We start from the raw sequence: 15596 nt of genomic DNA on the forward strand, positions 1-15596 counted from the left end.
TTTCAAACCTTTTATTAAACAGAGCGTCTTAATTGACAGAAACAAATAAAGAGGCGACATTATGAGAGATAAGTTATATCGTTCACGCAGAGTGAAGGTATTCGGTGGAGTTGCCGGCGGACTGGCTCAATATTTCAACATTGATCCTATCATAGTTAGAATTCTATTTGTTGTGTTTACGATGATGCATGGAATCGGATTAATACTTTATATAATTCTTTGGATTGTTATTCCTGAAGAACCGTTTGAGATTGCATATGCAGTTAAAAATGATGAGCCAAAAACAGAAGGACAACAAGCAAGTGCACCATCAATGAATTTTGATGGAATTCCCGCAGAAGCAAAGAAACAAGGTTCAGGAAGGGTTATTGCCGGAACAATTCTGATTGCCCTCGGACTAATCTTTTTTGCAGATCGTTTTATTCCGTCTTTCGATTTTAGAGACATTCTGCCAATCGCATTTGTATTGCTCGGCGGTTTATTAATTTGGAATTCATTGAAAAAGTAATGGAGAGATAAAATGAAAACGGGAAAATTATTTTGGGGTTTTTTTCTTTTGACTCTTGGCGCACTTTTTTTGCTGACGAAGTATAACATATTTCAAAGTTCGTTTGGTTTTGTTTGGGATTTGTGGCCGTTAATTTTTGTATTCTGGGGTGCTCTGGTTATTTTCAAAGAAAATATTGTACGCCCGGTAATTAGTGCTTTATTCGGCGTTTTCCTTGCACTCCTTCTATTCGGAATAATCGATGATGGATTTTACAGTTTTGATTTTTCCGATAATGATTCTCCGTATACACAATTTTATAATGAAGATTTTGATCCTTCAATCAAAACTGCCGATCTGCAAATCAACTCCGGAGCCGGGACTTTTTTAATTGGTAATTCAACTGAGAAACTTGCAGAAGGAAAATCGAAAGGAAGTTTTGCCGAATATGATTTTGAATCTTGGAAAGATGATACTTCTGCGAATGTGCAATTTAGTCTTCATACAAGAAAATTTCGATTTTTCAGAAACGCATTCAATAATCACCTTAGCATAGCTCTAAACGAAAAACCGGTTTGGAATATTACTCTTGATGTTGGTGCTTCAAAATCCTTTCTTGACCTAACTAAATTCAAAATAAGAAATGTAGATATCCATACCGGCGCTTCTACAACACATCTTAAGCTTGGTGATAGAAATGATGAGACCAATGTAAATATCGAGATGGGCGCAGCAAATATTACAATCGATGTACCAAGCTCAACCGGATGCGAAATTCAATCTGATATGGCATTAAGTTCAAAAAATATTCATGGGTTTGAAAGCAGAGGAGACGGTCATTACTTAACAGAAAATTTTAGCTCAAGTACAAAGAGAGTTGTTATTGAAATTAAGGGAGGAGTTTCTTCTTTAACTGTTAACCGTTATTAAGATTTTTTCTTTTTTCTTTTTTGATTTCTCTTTGGAGGAATCCATAAATATTTTTCCATCTTCACACAATTTTTATCATCAAACTCAACTCCTTCGCTTAGAAGGAGTTCTTCCATCAAATAAGCATCTCCAAAATGTATTCTACCGGTTAATGCCCCATAACGGTTTACCACACGATGACACGGCAGACCGCTTTCACTTGCACCGTTTAATGCCCAACCTACCGTCCGTGCTGCTGCTCTAGTGCCGCAGACTTCGGCGATTGCACCGTACGTTGTTACTTTTCCTTTTGGAATTTTTGCAACTACTTCATACACGCGATCGAAGAAATCTGTTTTCTTCCTCATAACAAAAAAATAATTCTCAATTGGAAATTCTCAATTCGCAATTGTTTTTTATTCGCCCATGACTTTTATTAAAACTCTTTTGCGGCGTTGACCGTCAAACTCTGCATAATAAACTTGCTGCCAGGGACCAAAATCAAGTTTACCATCAGTAACGGGAATTATAACTTCATGGTGGACAAGCATACTTTTCAGATGAGCATCTCCATTGTCTTCTCCGGTGCGATGATGGTGATAATCAGATTTAAATGGAGCTAATTTTTCGAGCCATTCGTCAATATCTTGTATTAATCCGCTTTCTGCATCGTTAACATAAACTCCAGCCGTAATATGCATTGCGGAAACTAATATCATTCCATCTCTAATCCCGCTTTTCTTTAGCGCCTTCTCAACTTCACCCGTAATATTGATATATTCTCTTCGTTTGGCAGTATTAAACCAATGGTACTCCGTGTGAAATTTCATATCGAGGATCCTAAGAAAATTTTTAATTCTCAGTAAACTTCAGCAAATATTCTTTTATAAATGGATTTATCTCACCATTCATAACACCCTGTACATCGGAAGTCTCATAATTTGTTCTGTGGTCTTTAACCATATTGTAAGGATGAAAAACATAAGAACGTATTTGACTTCCCCATTCAATTTTCATTTTAGTTTTTTCAATCTCGTCTGCTGCTGCTGTTTGTTTATCTACTTCGATTTGATAGAGACGTGAGCGCAGCATTTTAAATGCGTTGGATTTATTTTGGAGCTGCGAACGCTCCGTTTGACACGCGGCAACAACTCCGCTTGGAATGTGGGTTATGCGAACCGCCGTTTCGACTTTATTTACATTCTGCCCGCCTTTACCGCCGGCGCGGAATGTATCAATTCTTAAATCAGCCGGATTAATATCGATCTCGATAGTGTCATCAATTTCTGGGATAACAAATACGGAAGCGAATGATGTATGTCTTCGCTTATTAGAATCGAATGGAGAAATTCTCACCAAACGGTGGACACCATTCTCAGCTTTCAGATATCCAAAAGCGAACTCACCCTCTACTTCTATTGTCGCACTTTTAATTCCTGCACCGTCACCGTCAAGCCAATCAACCAAATTCATTTTGTATCCGTTCTGTTCACCCCATCTAAGATACATTCTCATCAACATTTGCGCCCAATCTTGAGATTCAGTTCCGCCGGCGCCCGAGTGAATTGAAAGAATACAATTCTTATCATCATCCTTACCGCTCAGCATACTCTTTAGTTCGATCTCGGCATAAGATTTTTGAAGCGCTACAATTTCTGTTTCGATTACGGAAGCTAAATTTTGATCTTGTTCTGCTTCGGCAAGTTCAATAAACTCTCTCAGATTGATTTGCTGGGCATTAATTTTATTCCAAGCATCGACCCAGATTTGAAGAGATTTAGATTTTTGGAAAACTGATTGAGCGTTCTTCTGATCATTCCAGAATCCCGGAGCTTCGGCTTTATTGCGGATTTCTTCTATTTGCTTTTCTTTATCGGCTAACTTAAAGATAACCTCGTAGATTCTCGATTTTCAATGCGTAGTCGTTAAGCCTTTTTATTTGATCTTCGAACATTTTATTCCCTTTGATTTTTTAAAGTAAGTAATAGTTTATAACCATTAAATATTTTTTTTGGAAGAGTTACAAACTCTTCACTACAAAATTAAACTTCTATTTCCATTCTTAATAATGCAGAAGCTAAAGTTTTTCCTTGTGCATCGTGCTTGAGTGATACGGTCCCGCCGCCGCCAAGAGTGTTATGCAACAAAAAATTAAGTGCTCGGATATTAGGCATTTCGAACCGTTCAACCTCGCCAAGACAAATCCCTTCGAAATGTTTTTTTACATTCTGAACAGTCAGATGCTTTTTAATTATTTCATAGCCATCATCATTATATGCAATTATACCGACATTTGCGGCGTCACCTTTGTCGCCGCTTCGTCCGTGTGCAATATCAATCAGTTTTATTTTCATTCTACAACTCAAATAATTTGACTTCAGGTTTAACTAAATTTTTCGGCATTAGAGCCGGCCAGTAAGCAACTACTTCGCTTGGCTTCGGTCTTCCTCCGGCAAATCCAGTTACGCCTGGAGGTCCGGTTAAAATCAACGGCGCAATTTCCTTGCCGAATCTTTCAATTGAATCATAATCACTTCCGCGTACACCGACGCGAAGCATCACTTCGTTGATCTTATCTTCATCAATTTCTGTTGCCAGTGGACCATGACATGCATTGTAACCAATAAACTCAGTTCTAATTTCATCGAACTTGAGATTGAGATTTTTCAATCGTTCGCGTAAAATTTTATCTGCAGCTTTTGCTTTTGTTAATGCTTTCGGCCATGAATAAGTTAAACTTCCGGATGATGAGTAACCGCTGGAATATGAACATGACACTTTATAAAATTCTGTTTCTTTATTCCCTGTTATTCCGAAAACTTTAACACGGTTCGGTGCAATTTCTTCAAGATGAATAGAAGTAAAATCCGCAACGCAATCCGGTGTTATATAAATTTTCGGATCGCCAATTTCATAAACAAGTTGTTCGGCAACAGTTTCATAACTTACTTTCCCGCCGAGCGATTCATGCTTAGTGATGATTACTTCGCCATTCGGATATGCTTCGGCAATAGGAAAACCAATTTCAGCAAGATTAGGGATTGACTGCCAATCGCCTAAAAAGTTACCGCCGCTTGCTTGCCCGCCGCATTCTAAAATATGTCCGGCAATTGTACCTGCTGAAAGTAAATCGTAATCGTTCTCTTTCCAACCAAATTCATATATCATAGGTGCAAGAGTCAAACCGGTGTCTGTAGTTCTTCCGGTGATTACTATATCGGCGTTTTGTTTCAACGCTTCCACAATAGGCATTGCGCCAAAATAGACATTTGCACTTAACAATTTGTCTTTAACATTTTTAATCGATTCTCCGGTTTCCATATTTTTCAATTCACATCCGGCAGAAATAATTTCATCCAGGCGATCTTTGATATTATCACCGACAACCACTGCAATTTTTAAATCTTTTATAGAAAGCTTTTTTGCAACTTCAAGAATTGCCTCAGCACAAGCTTCGGGATTAACGCCGCCTCCGTTCGTAATGACCTTAATTTTCTTTTCCTTACAGATTGGAAGAATTCTTTCCATCAATTCCGGAATATCGCGCGCATAGCCAAGCTTAGGATTCTTATTCTTCTGTTTCTGAAGAATTGACATAGTCACTTCGGCAAGGTAATCCATGACTAAATAATCAACATCACCGGCAGTTACCTGTGTGTACGGTGCGTCAATTAAGTCACCCCAGAAACCTTGCCCCGATGCAATTCTGATTTTTTCTTTCATATTATTATTTCATATTTCTTTTCAAAATTAATTAAAAATTTTTCAAAATAAATTCAGCGGTATTCTCCAAATCATTTTGATCGTGAATTTGGAGCCAATTAATCCTGTCATCTTTTCTGAACCAGGTCATTTGTCTTTTTGCAAACCGGCGTGTATTTCTCTTTATCAGCTCAACCGCACGGTCAATTGTGATCTCGTTCCCAAGATAAGAGATAATTTCTTTATAACCGACCGTATTCAAAGCGTTTATTTCTTTTTGATAACCCATTTTTAAAATATTTTTCACTTCATCAACTAAGCCGTTCGCAATCATTTCATCAACACGTTTTTCAATGTTTAAATATAGCTGGCTTCGTTCCCAATTTAATCCGAATTGAATAAAATCAAATTCAGCTTTTCGTTTGTTATCATTTTGAAATTTCCATATCGGTTCACCGGTCAAATGAAAAACTTCAAGTGCACGCATAATTCGTTTCCAGTTTTGCGGAAGCATTTTTGAAGCGCTCTCCGGATCAACTTTCTTTAACTCTTCGTATAAAAACTGATTGCCAAACTTTTCACGTTTAATTTTTAGATCTTCCCGATAGTCTTCGTCTGTATCTACGGAGTTAAAGATACCGTCAATTAAAGCTTTGATATAGAGACCCGATCCGCCAACAACCACCGGTACTTTACCTTGGTTCATCAATCTATTTATGATTTCCAAAGCGTCTTTTTCGTATCTGCTTACATTATATTCTTCTTCAGGATCTAAATAATTTATGAAGTGATGCTTATTCCTTTCAAGGTCTTCGATATTTGGTTTTGCTGTGCCAATATCTAAATATTTATAAATTTGGCGACTATCAGCAGAAATAATTTCCGTTTGCAAATTTTCAGCAAGAGAAATTCCTACTTTTGTTTTTCCGGAACAAGTTGGACCAACTATGACAATTACTTTTCTTTCCATCCCTCTTTACCAATGAGTGGCACAAAAGCAAAGTATGGAACCTCGCGTGTTTGGTATTCATCATCCGATAGTTTGGTTATAATCTGCAGCGTTTGAACTTTTTTATCTCCCACCGGAATAACTAATCTGCCGTTTTCGGCAAGTTGTTTTTTCAAATTTACTGGTACAGAAGGACCTCCTGCTGTTACTATAATTCCATCATAAGGAGAGAATTCCTGCCAGCCAAGAGTACCGTCGCTACAACGTGCAGCAATTCTCAGATTCATTTTATCAAATATTTTCATTGCTGAATTATAAAGATCATGATGACGTTCAATAGTAAATACACGAGCCCCCATTTCTGATAGTATTGCTGCTTGATAACCGGAACCCGTGCCGATCTCTAAAACTTTTTGCTGCGGCTGAGGATCGAGGGCCTGAGTCATATATGCAACTGTATAAGGCTGAGAGATTGTTTGACCCATTCCGATTGGCAACGCAACATCTTTATATGCATGCTGTTTCATTATGTCCGGGACAAATAGATGTCTTTCAACTTTAATAAACGCATCGAGTACACTTTTATTAGTGATCCCTTTGCTTTTAAGAATTTCAACGAGTTCTTCTCTCTCTCTTTCGAACATTTTCATCATGAATTGATTATTAGCACCGCAAAGATAAAAACTTGGCGGATAATCTTTTCATTTAAATAAATTTGAGTATGTTAACGCCTCATTTTTGAATTGAACTACCCCAGAATTCTTATTAAGACGATTGTAAATTTTTTCTAAATCAATGTTGATTGGCATTAACAACAATATTATATTTGCCACGTAAAAATTGTTCCAAAGATTTTGATATGCGGGAATAGCTCAGTTGGTAGAGCGCAACCTTGCCAAGGTTGATGTCGCGGGTTCGAGTCCCGTTTCCCGCTCCACCATTCCGGCTAAGCCGTTTTTTTTTGCCTTGTTCTTTTTATTTGTTGAGTTGATGCTTCAAATCATCAATTTGCAATTGATTTTATGGTGCTGTACCCAAGTGGCTCAAGGGGAAGGTCTGCAAAACCTTTATTCGTCGGTTCGAATCCGACCGGCACCTCAAATATTTTTCCTCATTCAAATGTACACCGTCTACATCCTTCTTAGTAATAAAGACAATAAACGATATATCGGTTTTACAGATAATCTACAACGACGACTTACCGAACACAACTCTGGGAAAGTGAAATCAACAAAGAATCGAATTCCATTAAAAGTAATTTATACTGAGGAATTTGCTTTAAAATCTGATGCAATGAAGAGAGAAAAACAGATAAAAAGTAAAAAGGGGAAATTTGTTACAACATAAGGGGAAGGTCTACAACCCCCGAAACAAAGTTTCGGGGCGAATCCGACCGGCACCTCTTCAAAGTCCGATTTTGTTAAGATTTCGGACTTTTTTCGTTTGTACTTTAAATTCAGGTAAGAAAAAATTTTGATAACTAAAAAAATGCCTGTAAATTTTTTCTTCTTCAGAAACATCTATTCTAAACCGGAATATTTTACATCGCAAATATTTCCATATTGAAATTACCTAATTACAGATTCTTCAAATATTTTTTAATTCAATCGAATAGACATGTTTATCTCTTGGCATAAGAATTGTAATTCTGGAAATCATTCTTGATTTCATCAAGCAATTTTAAAAAGGAGAGAAAAAATGGGTCAGCAACAATTATTACTCATCGTACTCGGCGTTATCATTGTAGGTATCGCTGTTGTGGTTGGAATCAATGTTTTTACCGCAAGTGCGGCTTCATCCAACCGTGATGCAGTTATCGCCGATTTAACAACAATCGGATCAATGGCACAAGGATATTACAGAAAGCCAACCGCTCTTGGTGGTGGAAACAATACATTCACGAATTGGGTTGTACCGCAACAATTACAAACTACTTCAAACATGAGTGCCGCTGTTGCTGCAACTGTTGCAGCTCAACAGGTAACGCTTGTTGGTACTGGAACAGAAACCGGTAATGATGGTGCAGCCAAGGTAAAAGCTACAATGACGGTAACACCTATCGATATGACAACTGTGGTTAATAATTAATTAAGATAGTTCAAAATTTTCTTAGAGCAATTGCTGAAGTAGAAAAGCCAGTAGCCGAGCTGGCTTTTCTATTTTTCTTGTTGATTATTCTGTTCACTATTTTTGGTAAAAGGTAAATTAGGAATAATTTTGTCAATTCCGTTTGAAAGAGCAAGATCGATAGGAGGAAATAATTCTCTACGCTGAGATACATAATATCCTTCTTCGCCTAACACTTCTGCTTTCCAGAGAACTCTACCGTCAACTAAAGAAATCAAGTAGTATCTAAATTCACATGAGATCACATTTGCAAATGCATAGCTGCGAAGCACGAATCCGCTCTTGGGTATTTTATTGTCTATTCTCCCAATTAATATTGCATCCGGATTTTCTTCATCAACTGAAGAACCTACCGGAGTTTCAAAAAATCGTGTCAAGTCAAGTCTTTTTAATTTTTCTATTGATTCAACGAAATTTGGGATTAGTGTATCATATTCATCAGATACCTCAATTGCAGGAATTACAAATTTCATTTCCGGATAATTTTGTTTCAAAGAATTGAAAAAATGATTTGTTGAATAGAATGTACCGCTATCCGTTGTATCATCCTGTGCCATTGGCAATAAGGCAACCCGTTCAATTCTATAAACATTTATTTTGGGTGAAGTATATATATTTACCAGATTACTCTCCGGTCCAAGGTCTCTGCAACTATTTAGATAGAAAAGAAAAGTGAGGAAAGCAAAAAAAGAAAATTGTTTGCCGATTATTTGATATTTCATAGCCACCCCTTAATCCCTATTCAAGTTTTCTATTCTGTTGAAAGAATGATTGATAATTTGCGATGAGGTTCTTCCTTCCATCAATTTCAAGAGAGCGGATAATATTTTTTCGTCCGATAAATACAATGATTGCCCTAGCGTTTCTATTTTACAAGTTTAACATAATTTCTGCTTTTCTAATTAAAAGGTAATCGGTTGATAATTTTATCAATTCCATTTGAGATTGCATTATCAAGAGGCGGGTAAATATCGCCTGACTGAAAAATGTAATATCCTTCCTCACCTAATGCCTCCGCCTTCCACAGAACTCTGCCGTCACCTAAAGAAATAAGATAATATCTGAATTCACAAGAAATAACGTTTGCATAGTTTCCCATTGCAAATCCGGTTTTACTTGTACTTTTGTCTATTCTACCAATTAATATCGCATCGGGATTTTCTTCATAAACAGCTGAACCTATTTCAGAATTGAAAAAGTTTTTTAAGTCGAGTCTTTTTAATTTCTCTATTGATTCGATAAAATTTGGAATTAAGGTATCACATTGGACAGAATCACCAATAGACGGTAAAACAAATTCGATATTTGCATAATTTTCTGCTAGCATATTGAAAAAATGGTTTGTTGAGTAAAAGGTACCGCTATTTGTAGTATCATCTTGCGCCATTGGTAATAAGACAACTTTATGAATAGTATAAGCATTGATTTTAGGTGATGTATAAATGGTAAGTATTTTATTTATTGGTACAATATTCTCGCAAGTATTAAGGAAGAGTAAAAAAGGAAGGATAGTAAAAAATGAGAACTGATTTTGGATCCTTTCTAATCTCATGACCACCCCTAAATTCGTCAACATTTTTCTAATTAACTTTAAGAATATTTGTTACAATGTGCAATGAAGTTTTTTCTACCATTTCGTAACAAGTCTAAAATACTATTAGCTATTACATAAAAAAGCCAGAGCAAAAGCTCTGGCAAATCAAGTTTTTCAATTCAATATTATTCTGGATTCCCCTTTGCAAGGGATTTAGTTCCATTATCAATTATCATTTTTCACTAAGTATCTTTTAATCTTTTGAGTTGTTGTTTTCTCAAATTCACTTTCGCGAATGGAAAACTTTTTGATCTGTTTATGTGCTGCAAGTTGTTTGTTTGTCTTTTCAATCTCTTCGGCAATGGTATGATTTAACAGTTCTTCATTAATCTTAATTTGATTTGTTTCCGCCAATTCAATAAAGGCTTCCGCATCAACAACTATTTGGGCGGAAATAATTTCCCCTTGTTTTGGATCTTCTTCACCAATAATTAGGCACTCAAGAATGAAGGGACTGCGGTTCAATATATCTTCTATCTCTTCCGGAAAAACATTTTTACCACTTTTGGAAATAATAACATTTTTCTTTCTTCCGTTTATGTGCAGAAAACCATCTTCATCAATAAAACCAATATCACCAGTTTTAAACCAGCCATTTTCAAAAGTGTTTTCGGTTGCCTTTTCATTCTTATAATAACCAAGCATAACGCAAGGTGCTTTAGTCCAAATCTCTCCTCTTCCGTTTTCATCTGGATCATTAATTTTTATTTGAACATGCGGCAGAGGCAATCCCGCAGCATCATCTTTAAAAGCATCTGTTCTATTCAATGCAAGGATCGGAGATGTTTCTGTTAATCCATAACCTTGAATAAAGCTAAATCCAAACTCCCGCAATCCTTTTGCAACCATTGGATCCGGTGCGGCACCGCCGGCAATAAACAGCCGTACCGATCCTCCAAATTTTTCATGAAGTTCATGAAATATTTTTTTCTTGACATCTTTCAGACCAACAATTGAGAAAAGATTCGTCAGCTTTACAAGCGGCGGTACAATAACCGATTTCACTTTATCGTCTCTAATGCCTTTCATAACACGCTTAAACATTTTATCGTATAAAAGTGGAACACCTAAAAGAATTGTAGCTTTGACTTTTTGTAAATCATCAACAACAGTTTTTAAAGACCTGGCAAAATGAACTGAAGCTCCGGTATACAACGGACAGAGCATTCCGCATGTGCATTCATAAGTATGATGCATCGGAAGTACGGATAGAAATCGATCATGGCTATCAATTAGGACCATGCTTACCATATCCATTAAATTGGAAGAAAGATTTTTTTGTGATAACATTACACCTTTTGCCCGACCGAGAGAACCAGATGTAAAAATGATTTCCGCAAGATCATCGGGATTAATAGCAGGTAATTCTTCGAGATGAATTGATTTGGTATTTCTTATTAAGTCAACCATTTTGTAAAATTCTTTGTCCTCGCCGGTTTCATCCATACAGATATAATACTTGAGCGTTTTCAAAAAATTTCTTCCTTCAGCCATCATACTTGAGTAGCCGCCGGAGAATATAATTGCTTCCGCATCCGATTCGTGAATAATATTTTGAATTTCGTTCTTGGTGAGATTTTTATCGATGGGAACCGCAACGTAATTGAACGACATAGAAGTTAAAAAAGAAATTGCCCATTGCACCCGGTTTTCACCTATGATAGCAATGTGAGCCCTTTCCTTTAATCCCAATTCTTTGAGAGCCGAACCGAATTTTAAAATATTTTCTTGTAATTCGCGAAACGTAACTTTGTTGATAGGAGTGTCATTCAAATCTTCAAGAGCAAGTTTCGATCCATAATTTTTAGCAGAATTGATAACCATCTCTTGGATGGAATTAATTCTTGGTACATCATAAAGTTTAAGTTCTTTCTTCATTGTTCATCTATGATTGTTGATGGAATTCAATTCCATATAAATGTAAAGCATAAAGCGACTGCTAAATTTATTTCTTATTAGCAATCTCAGATAAAATACCTTTGAGCAAACGGTAAAATTTTTCTACATCTTGAATTTTGACCCGTTCATCCGGTGAATGTGCGCCTTCAATGGTCGGTCCGAATGAAACCATATCAATACCAGGATATTTATCAGCAAGGATACCGCATTCTAGACCCGCATGAACAGCTTTAATCTCGGGAGTTTTAGAAAACATTTCCGAATAAACTTGTTTAGAAAGTTTTAACACTTCCGAACTCATATTAGGCTGCCAGCCGGGATAACCGTCTCCAACCTTAACCGCTGCCCCGCTTAATTCAAATACTGCACGTACTGTGCGTGCAATATTTTTCTTAAATATTTCTATTGAGCTTCTCTGGCTTGTACCAATTTTAAGCTCTTCACCTTCGCAAAGAATGGTCGCAAGATTTGTAGATGTCTCTACTAATCCCGGTATTTCAGGACTCATACTTACAACACCATGCGGCATTGAAAGAATCACATTGATTATTTTTTCTCTGAATGAATTATTAAAAACACTTTTGATCTCCAGAGTTAAATCATCTTTTTTCTCGAATGTAACCTTTATGTTTGCTTCAGCATTTTTAAATTCGATAATTGACTCAAGAGAAAACTCATTAATAATTTCTCTTGCTTTCGATTCAAAATCCGGATTCATGAAGATTACAGCTTCCGCTTCGCGCGGAATGGCATTCCTTTTTGAACCGCCGCTTATTGAAGCAAGCTGATAATAAAATCCCGAAAGGCGGTCTAATAGAATTCCAAAAAGTTTAATTGCGTTGGCTCTATGATCCGCAATATTGATTCCGGAATGACCGCCTAATAAACCCGAAATAGCTAAAGTAAACGGTTGGTAACCGTTTACAATTTTGTCATTTTCAATTTTATATGTTCCTACTGTATCCATTCCGCCGGCACATCCAACATAAAAAGCACCGTCTTCTTCTGTATCAAGATTTAACAAAGTCTTTCCGGTGATAAAATTATTTTGCAAACTGTTTACGCCGGTTAAACCGGTTTCTTCATCTACTGTAAATAAAAGTTCAAGCGGACCGTGTTCAAAATCATCATCGTTAATCAATGCGAGTGCGGCGGCAGCGCCAATCCCATTATCGGCACCGAGCGTTGTTCCATCGGCTTTAATCCATTCGCCATCGCGGACAAGTTTAATCGGATCATTTAGGAAATCATGAACCGTGTCTTTGTTTTTTTCGCAGACCATATCCACATGACTTTGTAAAACGATAGTTGGAATTTTTTCAAATCCAGGTGTAGGCGAAATTAGAATTACAACATTACCGGCTTCATCCTCTTTCATGGATAAATTATTTTGCCCCGCAAAGTTTCGAAGATATAATCTTATTCGCTCTTCACTTTTAGACGGACGCGGAATTTGAGAAATCTCGTAAAATCTTTTCCATAATGTTGATGGGGCTAAACCCTCTATTGCTGATGCTGACATTTGTTCTCCGTGAAATATTTGGCAATTAAATTCAGTTTGTTTTGACTATTGAGATTTTTTTTAACTATGTCGTATGTTTAGAATATCACCATCTCTCACAACATATTCTTTCCCTTCGAGTCTCCATGTACCGGCTTCTTTACATTTATTGAAAGAACCGTGTTTCATAAAATCTTCGTAATGTACAACTTCGGCGCGTATGAAACGATTAAAAAAATCTGTATGTATGACTCCGGCTGCCTGCTGCGCTGTGTAATTTTTTTTGATCGTCCAGGCACGGCATTCATCTTCGCCAACGGTAAAGAAAGATTGAAGTCCAAGAAGATCATACGATGTACGTAAAATTTTGCTCAATGCCGATTCCTTGATTCCATAATCGTTCATAAAAGCTATACGGTCATCGTCATTCATTTGAGAAAGCTCTAATTCAATTTTTGCAAAGAAAGGAATAATTGTTGCGTGAGCTTTTTCAAGTTTTGTATTAAGCAGTGGAATTTCAGAATCCACGCTTGGTATTGAGTTTTCATCATAATTTATAGCAATGGCAAGCTGTTTTATTGTTAGTAGCTGGTAGCCCGATAATAGTTTGGTTTCATTCTCATCAAGATGAAGAGTCCTTAGAGGCATCTCTTTTTCACAGTGTGCAAGGCATTTTTCAATTACCGGAAGTTCACGTTTCATTTTTTCATCTTTGGTTTTAAGAACATCCCGTTTCAATTTCTCCAGCCGAGTTTCTAAAAATGCAAGATCCGAGAGAAGGAATTCAACTTCAAGAAATTCTATATCACGCAGCGGGTTAATCGAATCCATCGGATGAGCAACCGAATCATCATTAAAACCCCGTATAACATAAAAGAGCGCATCGTTATTTCGAGCACCATTTAAGAATGAAGAAGTTATTTTCACTTTATTATCATCAGACATTTTTAATCCGGGAAGATCAAACACTTCGATGGTTGCATTAACTTGTTTTTTTGGATTAAAAATTGCTGAAAGTTTGTTCAATCTTTCATCCGGAACCTTAACAACTTCAACAGATGCTTCTTCTTTTTGTGCCTGCGATGGGTGGTTGCCGCTATTAGAAATTGTATTGAAAAGAGTTGTTTTTCCAGAATATTGTAGTCCGACTAGCCCTATTTGCATTTTTTATCTCAAAAATTAGAGTGAACAATTTCAAATCAAATATAACTAAAAATTGCTGGAAATTGAGCAGAAGATAACCGGGAGTCAGTAAAATTTTCTATCGATATTACGATATAATCTGTGTGTGTAAAGAAATTTCTTCGAGGACAGAACTAACTTTAAGACATGAATTTAATTCACCGTTAAAAACGATCGACTTCCCTTTTACATGAGCTTCAAAAGCAAAACCACGTGCAATTTCAAAAGTGCATTTAACTGCTTTAATAATTTGGTTGATGACATCGTCAAATGAATGCCATTCATCATTAAAAAGAACCACTTTATAGGGAAGTCCAATACTTACTTCCTCATCAATAACCGGTTCAATTATTCCCGTTGGTTTTTCTTCGCTCATAATCTCTATCAATCCTAATCAAATTTATAAAATTGCTTGGCAAAAATAAATTTTATTTATATTTGCCCTTGAAATGGGACTGGTGTTCCGCCAATCATTAAAAATCTTTTTGGAGGATAAATGAAAATTGCCGTTTGCGTAAGTCACGTTCCAGATACTGCGGCAAAAATTAATATTGGAAGTGACAGTATGAGTATAGATCCGGCCGGAGTTACTTATGTTGTGAATCCATATGATGAATTTGCAATTGAAGAGGCATTAAAAACCAAAGAAAAATTTGGCGGCGAGACTGTCGCAATTAGTTTAGGCAGTGATGCAAATAAAGAAACATTACGTAAAGCACTTGCTATGGGAATTGATAACGCTGTTCTTCTGAAAGAGATCGGTTACCGAGATTCTCTCTCCGTGGCAAAAGCCCTTGCAGAAGAAATTAAAACTCAAGGAGCAGAACTTGCATTCTTTGGGAAACAATCAGTTGATTTTGATAATTCAGTCGTAGGACAATTAACAGCTGAAATTCTTGGATATAATTGTATTTCAGTTGCTGTGAGTTTTACGCTTGACGGAAATAAAATAATTTGTGAAAGAGAAATAGAAGGCGGGAAAGAAATTGTTGAAACAACACTCCCAGCAGTAATAACAGCACAAAAAGGACTGAATGAACCACGCTATGCTTCTTTGAAAGGTATTATGGCAGCAAAGAAAAAAGAGATTACAGAAAAAATACCGGCTTCCGTTCCAAACTATGTAGAAGTCTTAACTATGAAAAGACCGGCATCGAAACAAGCCGGTAAAATTATTGGAACAGACGCAAGTGCGGTTCCCGAACTAATTCGGCTTCTAAGAGAAGAAGCTAAAGTAATTTGAGGA

The 15596-nt window shown here is 36.6% G+C and carries 17 protein-coding genes and 2 tRNA genes; 6 read left to right on the top strand and 13 right to left on the bottom strand.

What is annotated here, in order from left to right; all coding sequences use genetic code 11:
* The first annotated feature begins 61 nt into the window (after nucleotides 1–61).
* Both NTX65_16320 and NTX65_16325 read left to right on the top strand, forming a co-directional pair.
* Nucleotides 62–508, top strand: coding sequence for a PspC domain-containing protein (locus NTX65_16320; GenBank protein MCX6170903.1), 447 nt, complete (start codon nucleotides 62–64; stop codon nucleotides 506–508).
* Nucleotides 509–520: 12 nt separating this feature from the next.
* The gene (locus NTX65_16325; GenBank protein ID MCX6170904.1) at nucleotides 521–1417 is read left to right on the top strand and encodes a DUF5668 domain-containing protein; all 897 of its coding nucleotides are present in this window, start codon (nucleotides 521–523) and stop codon (nucleotides 1415–1417) included.
* On the opposite strand, the gene NTX65_16330 is transcribed toward NTX65_16325, so the two are convergent.
* The 7 genes from NTX65_16330 to NTX65_16360 all read right to left on the bottom strand — a co-directional run bounded on the left by NTX65_16330 (nucleotide 1414) and on the right by NTX65_16360 (nucleotide 6691).
* Nucleotides 1414–1764: a methylated-DNA--[protein]-cysteine S-methyltransferase gene (locus NTX65_16330; GenBank protein MCX6170905.1), complete on the bottom strand. Its 351-nt coding sequence runs from the start codon at nucleotides 1762–1764 to the stop codon at nucleotides 1414–1416. The two genes, NTX65_16325 and NTX65_16330, sit on opposite strands and share 4 nt — an antisense overlap.
* Before the next feature lie 48 nt (nucleotides 1765–1812).
* Nucleotides 1813–2226 carry a secondary thiamine-phosphate synthase enzyme YjbQ gene (locus tag NTX65_16335; GenBank protein MCX6170906.1) on the bottom strand — a complete coding sequence of 138 codons (414 nt, stop codon included), beginning with the start codon at nucleotides 2224–2226 and terminating at the stop codon, nucleotides 1813–1815.
* A gap of 22 nt (nucleotides 2227–2248) precedes the next feature.
* On the bottom strand, nucleotides 2249–3286 hold the full coding sequence (prfB, locus tag NTX65_16340) for a peptide chain release factor 2 (protein MCX6170907.1): 1038 nt from the start codon (nucleotides 3284–3286) through the stop codon (nucleotides 2249–2251).
* Nucleotides 3287–3438: 152 nt separating this feature from the next.
* Nucleotides 3439–3750, bottom strand: a complete 312-nt coding sequence (locus NTX65_16345; protein ID MCX6170908.1) for a hypothetical protein — start codon at nucleotides 3748–3750, stop codon at nucleotides 3439–3441.
* 1 nt (nucleotide 3751) lies between these two features.
* Nucleotides 3752–5119 (bottom strand): DUF1446 domain-containing protein, encoded by a 1368-nt coding sequence (locus NTX65_16350; GenBank protein MCX6170909.1) that lies wholly within the window; start codon nucleotides 5117–5119, stop codon nucleotides 3752–3754.
* Nucleotides 5120–5150: 31 nt separating this feature from the next.
* Nucleotides 5151–6068, bottom strand: coding sequence for a tRNA (adenosine(37)-N6)-dimethylallyltransferase MiaA (miaA, locus tag NTX65_16355; protein MCX6170910.1), 918 nt, complete (start codon nucleotides 6066–6068; stop codon nucleotides 5151–5153).
* A complete protein-coding gene (locus NTX65_16360) occupies nucleotides 6053–6691 on the bottom strand; it encodes a protein-L-isoaspartate(D-aspartate) O-methyltransferase (protein MCX6170911.1) in 639 nt (212 codons plus the stop codon). Before NTX65_16360 ends, miaA begins: the two co-directional genes overlap by 16 nt.
* Nucleotides 6692–6908: 217 nt before the next feature.
* Here NTX65_16360 and NTX65_16365 point away from each other — a divergent pair.
* From NTX65_16365 to NTX65_16375, 3 genes are all read left to right on the top strand, one after another.
* A tRNA-Gly gene (locus NTX65_16365) sits at nucleotides 6909–6984 on the top strand.
* A gap of 87 nt (nucleotides 6985–7071) precedes the next feature.
* Nucleotides 7072–7145, top strand: a tRNA-Cys gene (locus tag NTX65_16370).
* 600 nt (nucleotides 7146–7745) lie between these two features.
* Nucleotides 7746–8135, top strand: coding sequence for a hypothetical protein (locus tag NTX65_16375; protein ID MCX6170912.1), 390 nt, complete (start codon nucleotides 7746–7748; stop codon nucleotides 8133–8135).
* Between the two features lie 68 nt (nucleotides 8136–8203).
* On the opposite strand, the gene NTX65_16380 is transcribed toward NTX65_16375, so the two are convergent.
* The 6 genes from NTX65_16380 to NTX65_16405 all read right to left on the bottom strand — a co-directional run bounded on the left by NTX65_16380 (nucleotide 8204) and on the right by NTX65_16405 (nucleotide 14726).
* Nucleotides 8204–8896 (bottom strand): hypothetical protein, encoded by a 693-nt coding sequence (locus tag NTX65_16380; protein MCX6170913.1) that lies wholly within the window; start codon nucleotides 8894–8896, stop codon nucleotides 8204–8206.
* Nucleotides 8897–9072: 176 nt separating this feature from the next.
* The gene (locus NTX65_16385) at nucleotides 9073–9726 is read right to left on the bottom strand and encodes a hypothetical protein (protein MCX6170914.1); all 654 of its coding nucleotides are present in this window, start codon (nucleotides 9724–9726) and stop codon (nucleotides 9073–9075) included.
* Nucleotides 9727–9933: 207 nt separating this feature from the next.
* A complete protein-coding gene (locus tag NTX65_16390; GenBank protein MCX6170915.1) occupies nucleotides 9934–11646 on the bottom strand; it encodes an AMP-binding protein in 1713 nt (570 codons plus the stop codon).
* Between the two features lie 67 nt (nucleotides 11647–11713).
* The gene (locus tag NTX65_16395; protein MCX6170916.1) at nucleotides 11714–13189 is read right to left on the bottom strand and encodes an aminoacyl-histidine dipeptidase; all 1476 of its coding nucleotides are present in this window, start codon (nucleotides 13187–13189) and stop codon (nucleotides 11714–11716) included.
* A gap of 60 nt (nucleotides 13190–13249) precedes the next feature.
* Nucleotides 13250–14332: a redox-regulated ATPase YchF gene (gene ychF / locus NTX65_16400; GenBank protein MCX6170917.1), complete on the bottom strand. Its 1083-nt coding sequence runs from the start codon at nucleotides 14330–14332 to the stop codon at nucleotides 13250–13252.
* 106 nt (nucleotides 14333–14438) lie between these two features.
* Entirely contained in the window at nucleotides 14439–14726 is a 288-nt protein-coding gene (locus NTX65_16405; protein ID MCX6170918.1) for an ATP-dependent Clp protease adaptor ClpS, read from the bottom strand.
* A gap of 120 nt (nucleotides 14727–14846) precedes the next feature.
* Here NTX65_16405 and NTX65_16410 point away from each other — a divergent pair, with 120 nt between their 5' ends.
* Entirely contained in the window at nucleotides 14847–15593 is a 747-nt protein-coding gene (locus tag NTX65_16410; GenBank protein ID MCX6170919.1) for an electron transfer flavoprotein subunit beta/FixA family protein, read from the top strand.
* Nucleotides 15594–15596 lie beyond the last annotated feature (3 nt).

Source organism: Ignavibacteriales bacterium (assembly GCA_026390795.1).
GTDB lineage: Bacteria > Bacteroidota > Ignavibacteria > Ignavibacteriales > Melioribacteraceae > Fen-1258.